The organism is Pseudomonas sp. A34-9 (assembly GCF_029543085.1).
GTDB lineage: Bacteria > Pseudomonadota > Gammaproteobacteria > Pseudomonadales > Pseudomonadaceae > Aquipseudomonas.
On sequence record NZ_CP119967.1, the window covers coordinates 6,390,352 to 6,407,265 of the forward strand.

At 57.4% G+C, this 16,914-nt stretch carries 13 protein-coding genes; 3 read left to right on the plus strand and 10 right to left on the minus strand.

Annotation, left to right across the window (positions count from 1 at the left end; all coding sequences use genetic code 11):
* Positions 1–7: 7 nt before the first annotated feature.
* The 10 genes from tssH to tssA all read right to left on the minus strand — a co-directional run bounded on the left by tssH (position 8) and on the right by tssA (position 11,490).
* A complete protein-coding gene (gene tssH / locus P3G59_RS28790) occupies positions 8–2,665 on the minus strand; it encodes a type VI secretion system ATPase TssH (RefSeq protein ID WP_277759869.1) in 2,658 nt (885 codons plus the stop codon).
* Positions 2,666–2,676: 11 nt separating this feature from the next.
* Entirely contained in the window at positions 2,677–3,684 is a 1,008-nt protein-coding gene (gene tssG / locus P3G59_RS28795) for a type VI secretion system baseplate subunit TssG (protein ID WP_277759870.1), read from the minus strand.
* Complete coding sequence (gene tssF, locus P3G59_RS28800; RefSeq protein WP_277759871.1) at positions 3,648–5,435, minus strand: type VI secretion system baseplate subunit TssF; 1,788 nt, start codon at positions 5,433–5,435, stop codon at positions 3,648–3,650. Before tssF ends, tssG begins: the two co-directional genes overlap by 37 nt.
* Positions 5,436–5,524: 89 nt before the next feature.
* Positions 5,525–5,941, minus strand: coding sequence for a hypothetical protein (locus P3G59_RS28805; RefSeq protein WP_277759872.1), 417 nt, complete (start codon positions 5,939–5,941; stop codon positions 5,525–5,527).
* On the minus strand, positions 5,938–6,876 hold the full coding sequence (locus P3G59_RS28810) for a DUF6402 family protein (protein WP_277759873.1): 939 nt from the start codon (positions 6,874–6,876) through the stop codon (positions 5,938–5,940). Before P3G59_RS28810 ends, P3G59_RS28805 begins: the two co-directional genes overlap by 4 nt.
* 61 nt (positions 6,877–6,937) lie before the next feature.
* A complete protein-coding gene (locus tag P3G59_RS28815; RefSeq protein ID WP_277759874.1) occupies positions 6,938–7,462 on the minus strand; it encodes a PAAR domain-containing protein in 525 nt (174 codons plus the stop codon).
* Between the two features lie 11 nt (positions 7,463–7,473).
* The gene (gene tssE, locus P3G59_RS28820; protein WP_123454704.1) at positions 7,474–7,881 is read right to left on the minus strand and encodes a type VI secretion system baseplate subunit TssE; all 408 of its coding nucleotides are present in this window, start codon (positions 7,879–7,881) and stop codon (positions 7,474–7,476) included.
* Between the two features lie 9 nt (positions 7,882–7,890).
* Positions 7,891–9,366: a type VI secretion system contractile sheath large subunit gene (tssC, locus tag P3G59_RS28825; protein ID WP_016772499.1), complete on the minus strand. Its 1,476-nt coding sequence runs from the start codon at positions 9,364–9,366 to the stop codon at positions 7,891–7,893.
* A gap of 25 nt (positions 9,367–9,391) precedes the next feature.
* The gene (gene tssB, locus P3G59_RS28830) at positions 9,392–9,895 is read right to left on the minus strand and encodes a type VI secretion system contractile sheath small subunit (protein ID WP_003229587.1); all 504 of its coding nucleotides are present in this window, start codon (positions 9,893–9,895) and stop codon (positions 9,392–9,394) included.
* 32 nt (positions 9,896–9,927) lie between these two features.
* Positions 9,928–11,490 (minus strand): type VI secretion system protein TssA, encoded by a 1,563-nt coding sequence (gene tssA, locus P3G59_RS28835; RefSeq protein ID WP_007920270.1) that lies wholly within the window; start codon positions 11,488–11,490, stop codon positions 9,928–9,930.
* A 715-nt stretch (positions 11,491–12,205) separates the two neighbouring features.
* Between tssA and tssI the strand changes: the two genes are divergently transcribed.
* Genes tssI through P3G59_RS28850 form a run of 3 tightly spaced genes read left to right on the plus strand, consistent with a single transcriptional unit; the run spans position 12,206 to position 16,905 of the window.
* Positions 12,206–15,553 carry a type VI secretion system tip protein TssI/VgrG gene (tssI, locus tag P3G59_RS28840; RefSeq protein ID WP_277759875.1) on the plus strand — a complete coding sequence of 1,116 codons (3,348 nt, stop codon included), beginning with the start codon at positions 12,206–12,208 and terminating at the stop codon, positions 15,551–15,553.
* Entirely contained in the window at positions 15,546–16,217 is a 672-nt protein-coding gene (locus P3G59_RS28845; protein WP_277759876.1) for a DUF2931 family protein, read from the plus strand. Before tssI ends, P3G59_RS28845 begins: the two co-directional genes overlap by 8 nt.
* Positions 16,204–16,905 (plus strand): DUF2931 family protein, encoded by a 702-nt coding sequence (locus tag P3G59_RS28850; RefSeq protein WP_277759877.1) that lies wholly within the window; start codon positions 16,204–16,206, stop codon positions 16,903–16,905. The genes P3G59_RS28845 and P3G59_RS28850 overlap by 14 nt, the downstream gene beginning before the upstream one ends.
* Positions 16,906–16,914 lie beyond the last annotated feature (9 nt).

The following is a 16,914-nucleotide window of genomic DNA, read 5'->3' on the forward strand; positions in this document are numbered from 1 at the left end:
GCCCACCTCAGGCGAACTCGCACGTCACGCTGGCTTCACCGTCGAGCGTGGCATGCACACGCTTGAGGCTTTCACCGGTGGCCATGGCATCGAGCAAACGATCCGCCACCAGCGGCAGCACGTGCTGATCGAGCAGATGGTCGATCAGGCGCGCGCCGCTGTCGCTTTGCGTGCAACGCTCGGACAGGTGATCGACAAGGTTCTGGCACCAGCTGAAATCCAGCTGACGACGGTGGAGGCGCTCGCCGAGACGACCGAGTTTGATCTCGATCAGCTCGCGCAATACCGGGCCGCCGACCGGGTAGTAAGGCACCACTTTCATCCGCGCCAGCAGCGCCGGTTTGAAGTGTTTGCTGAGCACCGGGCGAATGGTTTCTTCGAGGACTTCGGCAGTCGGGCGTGCGCCGTTCTCGCAGAGGTCGCTGATCTTGTCGCTGCCCAGGTTCGAGGTCATCAGGATCAACGTATTGCGGAAGTCGATCTCGCGACCTTCGCCGTCGTTGGCCACGCCTTTGTCGAAGATTTGGTAAAACAGGTTAAGCACGTCCGGGTCAGCCTTTTCGACTTCATCGAGCAGCACTACCGAGTACGGCTTCTGGCGCACGGCTTCGGTGAGCATGCCGCCCTCGCCGTAACCGACGTAGCCCGGTGGCGCACCGATCAGGCGGGAAACGGTGTGCTTCTCCTGGAATTCGGACATGTTGATGGTGGTGATGAAACGATCACCGCCGTACAGCAAATCAGCGAGCGCCAGCGCGGTTTCGGTTTTACCGACGCCGCTCGGGCCGACCAGCAGGAACACGCCGACCGGTGCGTCAGGTTTGTTCAGGCCGGCAGCGGTGGCGCGCATCGAGCGATCCAGTGCGTGCACGGCTTGTTCCTGACCACGGATGCGCGTGCGCAGGTCGGTGGCGAAACTGGCGACTTTGGCGTTGTGTTCGCGGGCCAGTTGCGCCAGTGGCACGCCGGTCCAGGCGCTGATCACTTCGGCGACCAGACGCGGGCACACTTCGAAGCTGACCAGACGCTCTTTGACCTGGGCCGCGGTCAGGGCGCTGTGGGTTTCGTTGAGTTGGGCTTCCAGAGCTTCGACGCTCTGGCCTTCTTCGACTTCGGCGGCAACGGTTTCGATCACGGTGCCTTCGGCGTCTTCTTCAACGGTGACCACAGCCTCGACGGCTGCGGCTTCGCGGGCCTTGGCCAGTTGCTGACGCAGTTCCAGCAGGCGCTCGGCCAATGCTTTCTGTTCAGTCCACAGGGTTTCCAGCGCGACCATTTCGCTTTCGGCTTCGTCCAGACGCGCTTCCAGTGCATCCAGCGCTTCGTGGTCGATCAGCAGACCGGCCTCGGCATCGCGACGCAGGGCCTGACGCTGACGGCCACCTTCAGCCAGTTCGCCACGCAGGCGCTCAAGGCTTTCCGGGGCTGCAGCGAGGCTGATGCGCACGCGGGCGCAAGCAGTGTCGAGGACGTCGACGGCTTTGTCCGGCAGTTGCCGACCGGCCAGATAACGTGCGGACAATTCCGCCGCCGAGACCACCGCGTCATCACGCAGGTAGATGCCGTGGCTCTTCTCGTACACCTGAGCCAGACCACGGAGGATGGTCACCGCTTCGCTGACGGTCGGTTCGTGCAGTTGCACTGGCTGGAAACGACGGGCCAGCGCCGGGTCTTTCTCGAAATATTTCTTGTACTCGGCCCACGTGGTTGCAGCGATGGTGCGCAATTCACCACGGGCCAGCGCCGGTTTCAGCAGGTTGGCCGCGTCGGAGCCGCCGGCATTGCCGCCCGCGCCGATCAGGGTGTGGGCTTCGTCGATGAACAGAATGATCGGTTTCGGCGAGGCTTTGACTTCGTCGATCACGCCCTTGAGGCGACGTTCGAACTCACCTTTGACGCTGGCACCGGCCTGCAGCAGGCCCATGTCCAGCGACAGCAATTCAACGCCTTTGAGCACTTGCGGCACTTCACCGGCAGCGATGCGCGAGGCCAGGCCTTCGACGATGGCGGTCTTGCCGACACCGGCCTCACCGACGACGATCGGGTTGTTCTTGCGGCGACGGGCGAGGATGTCGACCATCTGGCGGATCGCGCCGTCACGGCACAGCACCGGGTCGAGTTTGCCGTCGCGGGCCTGTTGGGTCAGGTTGTGGGTGAAGCGCTGCAACAGCGATTCGCCCTGCGCGGCGGGTTTGCCATTGGCCGCCGGTTGCTCTTTTTGCGACAGGGCAAATTCCTTCAGGCGATCAATGTTCAGCTTGGCGAGCAGCGGCTGATAACGGCTGCCGGCGTAGCGCATCGGATTGCGCAGCAGGGCGAGGATCAACGCGGCATCTTCAACCTGGGTCTGGCCCAGTTCGAGGTTGGCCACCAGCAGCGCGTCTTGCAGCCACTGCACCAGCTCCGGGGCGAATACCGGGTTGCGCGAAGCGCTGTGTTCGACGCGCGATTGCAGCGCGGCGCTGAGTTCACCGGCGTCGACGTCTGCATCCTGCAGCGCGCGCGACAGCAAACCGTTCGGACGCTCCAGCAGGCCGAGCATCAAGTCTTCGACGAGGATCTTGCTGCCACCACGGGCCACACAACGCTCGGCGGAACGTTCCAGATCACGACGGGTTTCGGCGTCCAGCGCCTGGATGAGTTGTTGCAGGTCTACGTTGATCATGGCTCACGTCCTTAATGAATTTTGCTGCCCAGGGTCACCACGCCGTCCGCTTTTTCGCGGCCCAGCCAACTGGTCCAACCGAGGCGACAGGCGTTCTGCTCACCGATGCGCAGTTCGCGGATTTCTTCCTGGCGCAAAACCAGGCGGATGTCGTAATCGAGCGGGTCACGCAGGGTGAACCGCACCAGCGCGCAGAGCGGCTGGTAACCGAAACCGATCGGCAGGAATTCATGGAATCGCTGCCAGTCGAGTTCAGTGATGTGAATGCGGAATTTGCCGCTGCGGTCGCGCACCTGTTCGCCGAGCACGAGGTCTTCACCGAGCAGGCTGTTGGCACGACCCAAACGATTGCGCTGCTCCTCGAGAATTTCCACGCGGCGCTCGATGCACTGCTCGATGACCAGGTCTTCGTGCTTGAAGTAGTAACGCAGCACGGCTTCGATCAGCGCCGCCGAGTGCGCCCGCAAGCTGAGCAAACCGAGGTACGGCAGCAGGCGTTTCCAGTTGAGTTCCTTGGCCTTGCGGATCTCTTCGCCGCCCAGACCGATCAGCGCGAACAGTTGCGAGGAGAACGGGTCGATCGCGCCACTCTGGAAGCTTGCGCGATAGCGATACTTGCGCCAGATCGGCAGCATCAACCGTTGCAGGCGATGGTGGAACAGGTCGAGAAAATTGCGCGTCGGGTTGCCGTCTTCGCTGTCACCCAGGGCCTGTTCGCCGTAGAACGCCGGCAGCGGCGAACCGGAACCGACCAGGCCGATCAGGTTGAAACGCATGCGCGCGCGCATCTGCCCGTGTTCTTCGAAAAACTCGACGCGATCGACGTCGCTGCGCGGAAAGCCCAGGCTCGGGTTGGCCTGAAACTCCACATGGTCGTACAAATCGTCTTCGCTCAGGTGCGGGTGCGCATCGCGCAGCCGGTCGATCACCAGCAGCACGGCCTGAAACAGCGAGTATTCGCGTATTACCCGGGTCAACCCGCTTAAAGCAGGGGTTGCAGACCCATACGTGGTGTCCATTGGTACACCTCTCCCTGTGTGCTTTTTACGCGCAGCTCATGGAATGAATTGAGACTGGCGTAAAGCGCGAAAAACTCGTTAAGAACCGAAGCGAAAACGAACAGGTCGCCTTCGCCGATATACCCTTCCGGGTCGATGGTCAGTTCGGTGCGCAGACCGCGCACCGGTAACCCACGGTGCAAACGGTCAACGTGGTGATGCTTGATGTGCTTGAGGCCGCCGAGCAGTCGTTTGCTGACCTTCTCCGCGTGCTGGTCGTAGTAACGCGGCAGGTCGTAGGTTTCGAGAATCACCTTCAACGCATTGACGTCGGCCAGCGACAGATAGTTAAGCGACATGTTGCTGATCAGCTTCCACAGGAAGTCACGGTTCAGCGGTGGCGCGAAGCTGGAAGTCGCCGGGGTGATGTTGCGGAAACTGAGGAACTCCGGCGTCTCTTCGCAGGCCATGCAGATGTCGCCGAGCTTGAGCTTGCGCGGCAGGTTCTGGTTGGTGCACATCAGCTCGATCGACAGGGTTTCGTGGGCTTCGGTGTGGCGGATGCCGAAGCTCAGGTAGGTGTCGAGGCCGTCGTGCAGCAAGGACGAACGCTGGCGAATGCTGTAATGCGGACGGCTGTTGGGCACGTCGAAACTCGGGTCGTGCTCGAAGGATTCGAACGGCACGTACTCCTGATAACCGAGACCGCCGGGCTTCCAGCCGGTCACGGTTTCCACCGAGAACACACCGCAGTTTTCCAGATCGTATTCCGCCGGCAGCAACAGGTATTCGTCCTGCTTGCCATCAAGGCGAATCGGCAGTGCGTCGTGCGCGAACAGGTTGGCAATCGGCGTGCAGAACAGCTTCACGTTATCCAGAGTCGGACGCATGCGCATGATGCCGCTCTTGCGAATGTCGAAGCGCAATTCCAGGCCGCGCATCTGCTTGAGCGTGTCTTCCGGCAGCGCGTTGATGATGTCCAGACCGTTGACGTCGACGAACAGGAATTTGTCCTGAAAGGCGAAGTATTCCTGCAGGTAGCGATAGCCACGGAAGGTATTCAGCGGATACGGGATCAACGCTTCTTCTTCGGCAAAGCCCACCGGTTTGACCCGATCACCGGGAATCTTGAAGGCCATCGGCTTGCCGCTGACGCCATCGATCGGCTTGCCGGCACCGTCGAGCGGGATCAGTTCGATGCCTTCGAGGTTGCGCAGCAGGCTCAGGTAGAGCATCTGGCTGATGTAGCGCTCACCGGCAAAGTGCAGACGCAGCTTGCTCAGTTCCAGCTCGCCAAGGTGGCCGTCGGCGCTCATTTCCAGGCGCAGGCTGAGGAGCGAGCCGTCGCCCTTCACCGAGTAATTCAGCGCGGCCAGATCCAGCGGCAACACTTCGGTCGGGTAGCAAGTGCGGAAGCGGCAACGCACGTCTTCGATCGGCTTGCTTTCAATCGGCGTATCGCGCTCGACGCGCAACGCCGGCCCGGAACGCTTGAGCGGATCGAACTGCAAAATGCTGAACGCCGGCAGCGGGCGCATGTAGTTCGGCCAGAGCAATTGCATCAGCGAATGGCTGAGTTCCGGCAACTCGTCATCGAGCTTCTGGCGCAGACGCCCGGTCAGGAACGCAAAACCTTCGAGCAACCGCTCCACATCCGGATCCCGCCCGGCCTGGCCCAGATACGGTGCCAGCGCCGGACTACGCTCGGCGAAACGGCGACCGAGTTGGCGCAGTGCGGTGAGTTCGCTTTGGTAGTAGTGGTTAAAGGACACGGGTTACCTGCCTGGTAGTGGAACTCATCAAAAACACATCCTGGAGATCGGACGGATAACGCTGTTCATGCCGGCGACTTGACACCCAACTAATCCCCTCCAGCAATTTCATAGGGGGTGTTACTGATAAAGCTATTGAGCCAATGGTTTTTCCATTCCGGAACTCTGATACCAAAGTGCTGATCGCGCTTGTAAAAATCAATCCAGACGATACCTACAACTACATCATCTTCGTGAGAAGTCATATCCACAGTACTTCGCGAATACAGAGGCGATCGAAATACTGCATTGGAGTCTCTTTTGTCAGTAATCCTCAAGTATGCCAAATCATCAAAAGGCACCAGCAAACCTCTCACGGACACGTTTTCAATCAAGTAGTTCCCTGACTCGCTCATTACAGAACTGCTGGCCTGACGATTAATAATACTGTTTACAGACACAGCAAAAACAGCGATTACAACCACCGAGAAAACCAGGAAAAAAGCTATCTTTTTGGTGCGCATCATTTTTTCACCAACTCGATAGTCACAGGACTAATGCTTTCATAAAAAATATCAGAGTACAGCTTGAAATCCCCACCCTTGGAGTAGAGCTTTCTGTACTCAACGAAATGTTTGTTCTGAATAAAGAAATATCGTTTGTTCGCAGCTTCGACAAAGCGCTTTTCCGCTGATTCGCTCATTCCGAATATGGATGACTGCACGATGCCTGCAGTTTCCTGATCGATTGCCATGTTTTGCGCGTTAGCGTCCATCACCCCGGCAACCCCATCAAAATTCCAGTATCCGAGCGGTTGACTGATGAGATCGTCACCGTCGTTAAAGTCGTAGTTATCTTCGACGTAGTAGCCCAGGCGATCAGCGACAAACACGACTTTCTTGTCAAAGACGTTGACAACGCCTTCTGCAATAACCCGCATATTGAAATTCGCCAAGGCTCCGCGCAGCTCATCAAGCTCACCGCCACCGAACTGACTGAAGTTAACTGCACGGGAGTTGAAATAACCGAACTTCTCGGCCGCACGCCCTTTGCCGTTAAACTGGACTGGATAACAACCCGGCGCCGACTTGCCAAAAGCCCGGAGTATTTTCGTGCTGATTTCAGGCATGGCTTTCTCATTATTCCACGCCGCCTTTAGAACTTTCCGCGTCTCTTCAGGCTTCTTGAACTTAAGCACCCAATCCATCTTGACTATATTTTCTTCAATGTACTGATCGGGCACCGGCCTGACACGGTCTTTCTCTTCTTTTTCCATTCCGCCACTGGCGTTCTGCCAAGGGACGCCATTAAACCAGTGACGCATCAATGCGGCGGCGACCGGCCACTTCATTTTGTCCATGGCAGCAGGGATATCGCTAACTTTAAAAAGGCGCACAACAGTAGACTGCCCGGCTTTGTTACTCGCCGGGGTAAGGCTGGATGCTACTACCGTGTCTGCCATTTCAACGTCCTTACTTTAAAGCCCAGAAACAGAAGCTTACATTTAAAAAACAATCCAATACTTAGCCAATCATCACTTCGGTTTGTTGTTCAATCACCAACTCCACCGCCTCAGCCTGAGCGGAAGAAATTTTCTGAGTTTTTCCATCAGCACTGGTAATGCCGTTGATGATCTTTCCTGAGGCGGTTTTCAATGTGTAGGCCACACCCGCCACTGGCTTGCCGGTGTCTTGGCAATTGATCGTGAAGTGCTCGTCGAAAGGCCACTTGATCTCCACCGGCAAAGGCGGCACAAACGGCACCGGCGAATGCGAATTGCCGATAATCACCGTCCCCGATCCAGCCGTTACTTTATTTCCATGAGATCCAACCGAACCGACCGTGGCGGCCGGTTTTCCATTGATCAACACCGTGGTTGCCAGATCGCCAACCATCGCACCACCACACGCCGAGGCATCGCCTTGGCGGGCGGCCGCGAGGCCGTCGAAGAACACGTCGCCGGAACCGGCGGCGATCGGGTTGGTGCCGTGGCCGGGGAGCGGGCAAGCAGTGGGGTCGGATACGCGTGCTGCTGGTTTGCCAGACATCGGGGATCTCCTTAGGTGACCTTCACTTGACCGCTGCCATCCAGGCGCGCGGAAAAACTGACCTGACGCTTGAACCCTTCAACTTCCAGCAGGCCTTCGATACTGAAGGCCAGGCGCAGTTGGTCGTGGTCACGCGGCAGGGAAATGACACGCACGTTGCTCAGGCGCGGCTCGTAGGCTTCGATGAAGTTTTCGATGGCCAGACGGGCCTGACTCAGGGAGTCGTGCAGGCTCAGGCGCATGTCATTGAGATCGGGCAACCCGTAGTCGGACAGCGTTTGCACGCTGCCGGCCCGGGTGCTGAGCATTTTGGCCAGATGGGCAGCCACTGACGCCATGGCACAAGCCTCAAGGCTGTTGCCCTTGCGTAGTTGCGCGTCGCCGTTGAGGCGTTCGAACAGGCTGCCGTATCCGTCCATGAGTCGCTCTTACTCTTTGTCCAGCTTGCCAACCAGCGACAGGGTGAAATCGGCACCCATGTACTTGAAGTGCGGACGCACGTTCAAGCTCACGCGGTACCAGCCCGGCTCGCCTTCAACGTCGCTGACGATCACTTGCGCAGCGCGCAGCGGACGACGGCCACGGACTTCGGCGCTCGGGTTTTCCTGGTCGGCGACGTACTGACGGATCCACTTGTTCAGTTCCAGCTCGAGGTCGGTACGCTCTTTCCACGAACCGAGTTGCTCGCGCTGCAGCACTTTCAAGTAGTGAGCCAGGCGGTTGACGATCATCATGTACGGCAGTTGGGTGCCGAGCTTGTAGTTCAGCTCTGCAGCCTTGCCTTCTGCGCTGATGCCGAAGAACTTCGGCTTCTGCACCGAGCTTGCGGAGAAGAACGCCGCGTTGTCAGAGCCTTTACGCATGGTCAGGGAGATGAAGCCTTCCTCGGCCAGTTCGTATTCACGACGGTCGCTGACCAGAACCTCAGTAGGGATCTTGGTTTCGATTTCGCCCATGCTTTCGAAATGGTGCAGCGGCAGGTCTTCAACTGCGCCACCGCTCTGTGGGCCGATGATGTTCGGGCACCAGCGGAATTTGGCGAAGCTGTCAGTCAGCTTGGTGCCGAACGCGTAAGCGGTGTTGCCCCACAGGTAGTGCTCGTGGCTATTGGCAACGGTTTCCTTGTACACGAACGATTTGACCGGGTTTTCTTCCGGATCGTACGGGTTACGCAGCAGGAAACGCGGCACGGTCAGGCCAACATAACGGGAGTCTTCCGAAGTACGGAAGCTCTGCCATTTGGCGAATTGCGGGCCTTCGAAGTGGTCTTTCAGATCTTTCAGATCCGGCAGGCCGGTGAAGCTTTCCAGGCCGAAGAACTTCGGACCGGCAGCAGCGATGAACGGCGCGTGGGACATGCACGAAACGCTGGCGACGTACTGCATCAGCTTGACGTCTGGCGAGCTTGGCGACATGTAGTAGTTAGCGATGATCGCGCCCACAGGCTGACCACCGAACTGGCCGTATTCAGCGGTGTAGATGTGCTTGTACAGGCCCGACTGCATGACTTCCGGCGAGTCTTCGAAATCGTCCAGCAGGTCTTCTTTGGAGACGTTGAGGATTTCGATCTTGATGTTTTCGCGGAAGTTGGTGCGGTCGACCAGCAACTGCAGACCACGCCACGACGATTCCAGGGCCTGGAAGTCCGGGTGGTGCAGGATCTCATCCATCTGACGGCTGAGCTTGGCATCGATCTCGGCGATCATGCGGTCAACCATGGCCTTCTTGACCGGCTCACCGTTGTTCTGCGGCTTGAGCAGTTCTTCGATGAACGCCGACACGCCACGCTTGGCGATGTCGTAGGCTTCGTCGTCCGGAGTCAGACGGGTTTCGGCGATGATGCTGTCGAGAATGCTGTACTCGCCGCTGGCGGCGCTCTTCTCTTGTGCTGCGCTAGTGCTCATTGTGTTGGCTTCCTTGGCTGGAGTCTCAGGCGTCCGGGGCTGCGGCGTTCAGGCCCAGCTCACCGAGTACGCGACCGCGGGATTCGTCGTCGGCGAGCACGCCTTCGATCGCTTTACGGAACGCAGGTGCGTTACCCAGCGGGCCTTTGAGGGCCACCAGCGCATCGCGCAGTTCCATCAGTTTTTTCAGCTCAGGCACTTGCTCGACCAGGCTGGCCGGGTTGAAGTCCTTCATCGAATTGACGCGCAGTTGCACAGCCAGCTCGTCGGCCTCGCCATCTTCCTGCAGACGGTTCGGCACGCTCAGCGTCAGACCCAGTTCTTGCTTGGCCAACACTTCGTCGAAGGTCATCTTGTCGATGCTGATCGGCTTGCGATCTTCGATTTTGCGATCGTCCTTGCGGTGGGTGTAGTCACCGATTGCCAGCAGCTTCAGCGGCAGTTCAATCTCTTCCTGAGCACCGCCGGTGGCGGGTTTGAAGGTGACGTTGATGCGTTCCTTGGGGGCTACCGAGCCTTCTTTGGCCATGGCTTTTCTCCTTGCGGTTGTGGCCCTGGGGCCTATTCGAGTACCACTTCGAGGTCGAGGTGGCACAGCCTGCGATAAATCTCTTCCTTGCGTTCACGTACGGCATGGTTCTGCGGCAACAACTCGCAGCAACTGTGCAGCAGGTGCAGCACTTCCAATGCAAGATCGGGCTCCCAGGCGTGCAGGCCTGAGTCCTGTAATGTCTGATCGAGGGTTTCCAGCTGGTTCTTGGCCAGTTCGTATTTCTTGGCCATGAAGCACAGGCGCGCGAGGGCGAACTGCCAGAAGAAGCGCTCGCGGCCACCGTGGGCCGATTGCAAACCTTGCTTGAGCGTCTGCACGGCAGGCTTCAAGCCTTCCTTGCGCAGCAGCGGCAGGACTTCTTCAAGGGCCTTTTCCCAGGCCGGCTGGGTTTCGACGTTTTCGCTTTCGACCTTGCGCGGCGCACTGGCGCTTTGCAGGTGCGGCATGACGTTGGCGGCGATCCACGCCCGGGTGGACGGATCGGCAAACGGCGCGCCGTCATGGAAACGCAACTCGACGATGCCGGGCAGCCGTTGAACCAAAAGCGCGAAGTGGATTTCCACTTCGCGCATTGCCAACTCGGCGTTGAGGTTCTGGAGACATTCCCAGACCATCCTCTGGCCATCGAACCAGAACGGCGCCTTCGCCAGGCTCGCCTCCAGTTCCACCAGCAGGTCGGCGTATTTGCCCTGATCGAAACGGTCCTGGTAGAGCTTGAGTTTTTCCAGTGGCAGGCCGCGCAACACGGTGATCTGCTCGGCGTTGCGCTCAGGCACCGCGTCGATGGTCATCCACAGCAGCGTGCGGTTCAGGCGCAGGGCGCGCAGGTCGGTGGCCTTCTGCTTGAGCCACCAGGCACACAACGGCCGGGCGCTTTCCTGTTGCGCGCGCAGGGCTTTGTGCGCATCTCGTTCGTTGTCGATCGGTGCGCCGGGGGTGAGCAACTGGCTCGCGGCCTGCTTGACCTGCGCCACCGCCGCACCGACCACACCAGGGGCCGGCTGATTGTCGGCGGCGCGCTGGATCATGGTTTTCAGGCGGCGAGAGATCGGCAGCAGCAGCGGCGAATCATCGCCCAGGTGCTCAGCGCATGCCGCTTCGAGACCGGACAGGTGCTCGGAGAGCTGCCGGAACATCGGCAACTGCTCTTTGATCGCAATGTTTTCGGTGATGACCTGCTCGAGACGCGGCACCAGCCAGCCGATAGCGGCGGCACGGGTGCGGGGTTTGAGCGGGTGAACGTCGGCCCAGTTGTTTTCCGACAGATGGTGCAGCAGACCGAGACCGGCCAGCAGGCCGGGGAAGGATTCGCGCTGGTACAGCGACCAGGTCAGCCAGGCGCCGACACGCAAATCCTTGGATTGGGTACGCAGCAGATTTTCGCTGTTTTCGCGAATTTTCAGCCAGTCGATCTGCCCGCTTTCGTGCATCGACGAAGCTTTGGCCAGCTCGCTTTCCAGCGCCTCGAATTCGCTCGAAAAACGAACGTCTTCGCCCGCGAAATTCTCTTTGGAAACAGAGACTTTTGCGAGTTCGAGGTAATGGGCGGAAAGTTTGCTTGAGTAGGACATCCATGGCCTTTATTAAGGATTACAGTCAGGCGCCTATTGGAGTAACCGTGGCGCGGGACAGTATCGAAGAGCGGTGCAGCGACTCATCCAATTGAGATGTGCTCTTTCAAGTGGGCGCATCGTAATCACTATGATGGCCACTAGCAAGCATCTGATTAAACAACAAGACGAAGTGTTCATTGAGATCTGTAGGAGATCGCCCTATATGTTGCAAGGGAATCCCTGATAGTCATTTATATTCGCCGCATTTCTCTCTCCCCTGTCAAAGCCCTGAGCTAGAGCGCTTCGACGCGGAGAGGCGACATCCTGCCGGACGCCCGTCCCATTCCAGGGCGGCAAGCATGACAACTCTTGAAAAAAATAGAAGTAGGACACTTCCGAAAATGCATCGGCCTCTTTCAATAATTCAGCGCGGACAATGACGAACAGAAAAAGTGCCATCAATTTGATGGCAAAGTATTTTTGTGAAACTTTCACAGCCCCGTAAACACTGCACATTCGTGCTAACCCAATAAATACCGAAGTAGTCTCCTACAGCCCTTTCCTTCAATTCATACAACGTTTTACAACCCGGAAGTCTCTGACAAATGACAGAGACACTTCTTACATCAATTTATTTCCTGCGTTGCTAGCTTGCCTTGGCTAATTCCTTTCGCGTGGCGATCAGGGACGATCGAACACCGCGCATCGACTCACTTTGCTTAAGGACAAGCGTATGTTCAGCACGGCCAGTTGTGCGCCTTTTACCCTGCAAATTCCCGGAGTTCGCCACGACTTCAAGGTGCTCGCATTTGATGGTGCTGAAGCCATCAGCTGCCTGTACGCGATCCGGGTCGAGCTGGTCAGCGAGCGAGCAGATATCGATCTGGAAGGTCTGCTCAGTCAGCCGGCATTTCTGCAATTCGGGTTCAAAAACGAAGGTATTCATGGGCGCATTGAAGATGTGCGGGTGGGTGAAAGCGGAAAACGCCTGACCCACTATGAGCTGACGCTGGTGCCCGCGTTGCATTATTTGCAGTTCAGTCATGACCAGCGGATTTTTCAGCAGCGCACGGTGCCGCAGATCATCGCGCAGGTGCTCAAAGGTCACGGTATTCAAGGTGATGCGTTCACCTTTCATGTCTCCCCGAACCCGCCTCGCGACTATTGCACTCAATACGCGGAAAGCGACTTTGAATTCGTCCAGCGCCTGTGCGCCGAAGACGGAATCGCCTGGCATCACCAGCATTCGGCGGACGGCCATTTGCTGGTGTTCACCGATGATCAGGTGTTTCTCCCAAAGTTGGCTGCGATGCCATATCTGCAGAAATCCGGCATGGTGGCCGAGCATCAGGTGATCAGCCGATTCTGTGTGCGCAACAGTACGCGCACCAGCACCGTCACCCGTCGTGACTACGACCTGAAACGCCCGAGCCAGTTGCTTGAAAGCCGCTTCACCGCCGGATTCACGCCAATGCTGGAGGACTATCGTTATCCGCTGTTGATCGAGAACGAAAGGCGCGGCAAGCAAATTTCCCGACAGGCACTGGAGCGCCACCGTAGCGATTACGAACGGGGCGACGGTGCAAGCGATCAGACGAATCTGCGTTGCGGTCACTTGTTTGAGCTAACCGGGCACCCGCGTAAAAAGTGCAACGACCAGTGGCTTCTACTCAGCGTTGCCCATCAAGGCCGACAACCACAAGTGCTTGAGGAGTTCGGCACCAGCGACGCCAAAACCGCCGACGGCTTCACCCAGGGTTACCGAAATAGCTTTAGCGTGATTCCCGCCGAGGTGGTCTTCCGGCCTCCGCTACCGGTGCCACGCCGTCCATTGGTGACTCAGACCGCACGGGTTACCGGCCCCGAAAACGAAGAGATTTACTGCGATGAATTCGGTCGCGTGAAGATCGAACTTCCTTGGGATCGCAAAGAACTCAACAGTCAGCGCAGCAGTTGCTGGGTACGTGTGGCAAGCAGTTGGGCCGGTGATCATTTTGGAGCCGTGACAATTCCGCGGGTCGGCATGGAAGTCGTGGTGTCCTTTTTGGAGGGCGACCCGGACAAACCGCTGATCACCGGTTGTGTGGCCAACAGGGTTACCGCGCCGCCCTACTCTTTACCCGACCACAAGACCAGAACCGTCTTGCGCAGCGAAAGCTCGCCACGCAATGGCGGCTACAACGAACTGTCGATCGAGGATCGTGCCGGACAGGAGCTGATTTACCTGCGCGCGCAACGCGACATGGCGCAGAAAATCGGCAACAGCCTTCAACTGGAAGTGGGCAACGAACGCCGCGAAACCATCAATGGCAGCAGTTACACCCAGGCTGGAAAGTCTCTCGACATCGAGGCCGGCCAGCAAGTGCATCTCAAGGCCGGCGCCAGTGTGGTGCTGGATGCCGGCGCCAGCATCACGCTGAAAGCCGGCGGCCATCATCTCGTGATCGACGCGGGCGGCATTTTCAGCAGCACGGAAATCGAAACGGGACGCAAGCCACACGACAGTGAAGTCCCCCATCTGCTGCCGCCTGGACTGGATGGCGCATTACCCGTTGCGCCAGCGGTGCACGCACGTGCAGACGACGAACTCGAAGAAGAGGAGGAAGAAGTCGAGCTGGAGGATGAGACGCCGGGGGGAATAACTTTGCGTATCGGCGTGTTTTTCGATGGGACAGGGAACAATAAGGCCAACAGCGAAACAGTCGCCGCTTGCTACGCGCCGGATGCCAATCTCGCGGAGGCGGCCGAAGAGATACAGAAACACTGCGCTGCTTACGGTTACGACGGGGATGGAAACTCGCCGGATAACAGTTATGGGAATGATGTGAGCAATATTGTGCGATTGTATGAGTTGTATACCGACCATACGTACGAAGCTTTACCGGATACCACTAAAAACGCATCGATAGCGGTTTACATCGAAGGCATTGGTACCAAAAGCAATGGCACCGACTCTCTCTATTCACAAGCAACAGGTCGAGGCGAGACAGGAGTAGTAGCACGCGTCGAACAATGCCCAGCGGTTATCAAGGAGCAGATAAGCCTGCTTGTGGAACGAAATCCGCAGTTAGTAATTCAACAGATCGAATTCGATATTTTTGGTTTCAGTCGAGGAGCTGCAGCGGCAAGGCACTTTGCCAATGAGGTGTTCAAAGGTAGTGGGGGGCTTCTTGCCAAATCGTTTCCAAATGGCATCGAAGGTTTGGTAAACGGCTTTAGCTGGCGTCCGAAAATCGACACGCAGATCAACTTCATCGGGCTGTTCGACACCGTCGCAGCAATCGCCAACCCATGGCTGCTGGATTTTACCGGCGCTAACAGTAGGAACCCCGGGATCGAATTAAGGCTGCCGGAAGGTTGCGCCAACAAGGTGGTGCATCTAGTGGCGCGTGATGAATACCGTGAGAATTTCGCGCTTAACAGCTTGGGCGAAATTGATCTGTTATTGCCCGGCTCACACTCCGATCTCGGCGGTGGATACTTACCCAGAGCCAAGGAAAAACTTCTGCTGAGCGACCCAATCACCAGCACCATCAGTCAAGGCAAAGAAGCGACCCGTAGTGGGGCCTATATCGCAGCTGAGAAGGAAGCGTTTTCATGGTATGCAAAGGGTGTTATCGATGATGACGGTTCGGGTAACCAGTTACAGGTGACTGTGTGGGAAAGACCTGTTGCGCAAACAACAGAAAGGGGAAGAACCAGCCCGGATCCCCAGAAGCAGGTTTACGCGGCAGCCCGCATTGAGCGTCCCGTTCATGGTGAGCTGTCGCTGGTGTATCTGCGCATCATGCGTGAACTTGCGCTCAGAAACGGTGTGCCATTGAAAGTTATCCCTGAGACATCCGCTCTTAATCTGCCCGAAGAGTTGGTACTCATACATAAGAAACTCCAGGCTTACGCCTTAGGTGAGTCCTCCGTTGAAGGACTGACTATTGAAGAAAGAGCTTTGCTACGGAGCCGATATATACATCTTTCCGCTCATTGGAACGCGGCCAAAAATCTGAATAGCAGTGATATGAGCATTGTGTTCATAAATCGACCGGCTAAAAAAAACCAACGGGTGGTGCACCTGAATGAATGACTTCAATCGACCCATCATCAAAGGTGTGTGGCTTTTCTTAGGATTTGTACTGGCTGGCTGCATACAAAATATCTCCCAAGCGTCGGAAAAAACATCCTGGTTCCTTGGCTTTGGAGCACCCAGCTACATGGAGGTCTGGATTGAAACCGCCGATGTCCTGGATGTTCGGGAACGAGTGTTCCGGCGTGCTGGAGCTGGTATTGCGTCGGTACAAACGCCCATTGGCCTCAAAGGAAAGCCCGCTGGCTGGCCAGAAAACCCCGGCAGAGGCAAAGGCAGATATGTAACCGGCGCCGACTTGCCACGCCTGATCTACGTGCGATGGCAATCACTTGCCGAATCTCAAACCTATGAGGCTTACATCGTCATTCCGGAATCCGCCCGGGAAATCATGCGCAAGTCCGAAAAAGCTTTCTGCAGGTTTGGTGGGGAGTGGATCACCGAATCCCGCGACAATATGGGTATTGGACTTGCGCCGGGGGGCATAGTGAAGGTCTGGCTTGGAGGGACTTGCCTGAAGGCAGTTGAGATTGCCCGGGTTGAAGGGACCGTCAACAAGCAGGGCCCGGATCAAGGAAAAAGTCAGGGCCGCTATGCACTACCTCTTTCACCTGAGTCCAAAGCCTATATCGAAAAATTCGGAATTCCCTATGGCTCGTGGTAACTACAATGCGGCTAACACAGCGAGCATTCCGCGAGACCGCACCCAAACGGTCGCAGTTTTGCTGTTGGGATTACTGCTTGCGGGTTGCACGCAAGCCTATGCTCAATCAGCGGATAAAAAGCCATGGTTTCTTGGTTTTGGAGCACCAGACTATATGGAAGTCTGGATTGAAACCGCCGATGTGGTGGATATTCGAGAGCGAGTATTCCGACGTGCCGGTGCCGGGATTGCTTCGGTAAGAGCTCCCGCTGATAACAAAGGCACGCCCGCAGGGTGGCCAGAAAACCCCGGAAGTGGCGCAGGGCGGGATGTCACCGGCGCCGACCTGCCCCGTTTGATCTATGTACGATGGCAATCCCAGGCCGAACCTCAAACCTATGAGGCTTACATCACCATTTCCGAATCGGCCCGGGAAATCATGCGCAAGCCGGAAAAAGCTTTCTGCAGGGCTGATGGAAAATGGATCACCGATTACCGCAATGATATCGGTATCGGTCTGGCACCCGGCGGCATAGCAAAGGTCTGGCTGGGCGGCCCCTGCTTTAAGGCGGTCGAAATTGCCCGCGTTCAAGGAATAATCAATCCCAAAGGCCCTTACGAGGGTAAATCCGGCGGTAAACATCGGCCTCTATCCGACGTATCCAAAGCCTACATCGAAAAATTCGGCATTCCCTTCGGGAGCTGGTAAGGAGCATTA

What these genes read in the sequence shown, in the direction of transcription:
- tssH (WP_277759869.1), bottom strand. Translation starts at nt 2,665, where the DNA reads ATGATCAACGTAGACCTGCAACAACTCATCCAGGCGCTGGACGCCGAA.
- tssG (WP_277759870.1), bottom strand. Translation starts at nt 3,684, where the DNA reads ATGGACACCACGTATGGGTCTGCAACCCCTGCTTTAAGCGGGTTGACC.
- P3G59_RS28805 (WP_277759872.1), bottom strand. Translation starts at nt 5,941, where the DNA reads ATGATGCGCACCAAAAAGATAGCTTTTTTCCTGGTTTTCTCGGTGGTT.
- P3G59_RS28810 (WP_277759873.1), bottom strand. Translation starts at nt 6,876, where the DNA reads ATGGCAGACACGGTAGTAGCATCCAGCCTTACCCCGGCGAGTAACAAA.
- P3G59_RS28815 (WP_277759874.1), bottom strand. Translation starts at nt 7,462, where the DNA reads ATGTCTGGCAAACCAGCAGCACGCGTATCCGACCCCACTGCTTGCCCG.
- tssE (WP_123454704.1), bottom strand. Translation starts at nt 7,881, where the DNA reads ATGGACGGATACGGCAGCCTGTTCGAACGCCTCAACGGCGACGCGCAA.
- tssC (WP_016772499.1), bottom strand. Translation starts at nt 9,366, where the DNA reads ATGAGCACTAGCGCAGCACAAGAGAAGAGCGCCGCCAGCGGCGAGTAC.
- tssB (WP_003229587.1), bottom strand. Translation starts at nt 9,895, where the DNA reads ATGGCCAAAGAAGGCTCGGTAGCCCCCAAGGAACGCATCAACGTCACC.
- tssA (WP_007920270.1), bottom strand. Translation starts at nt 11,490, where the DNA reads ATGTCCTACTCAAGCAAACTTTCCGCCCATTACCTCGAACTCGCAAAA.
- tssI (WP_277759875.1), top strand. Translation starts at nt 12,206, where the DNA reads ATGTTCAGCACGGCCAGTTGTGCGCCTTTTACCCTGCAAATTCCCGGA.
- P3G59_RS28845 (WP_277759876.1), top strand. Translation starts at nt 15,546, where the DNA reads ATGAATGACTTCAATCGACCCATCATCAAAGGTGTGTGGCTTTTCTTA.
- P3G59_RS28850 (WP_277759877.1), top strand. Translation starts at nt 16,204, where the DNA reads ATGGCTCGTGGTAACTACAATGCGGCTAACACAGCGAGCATTCCGCGA.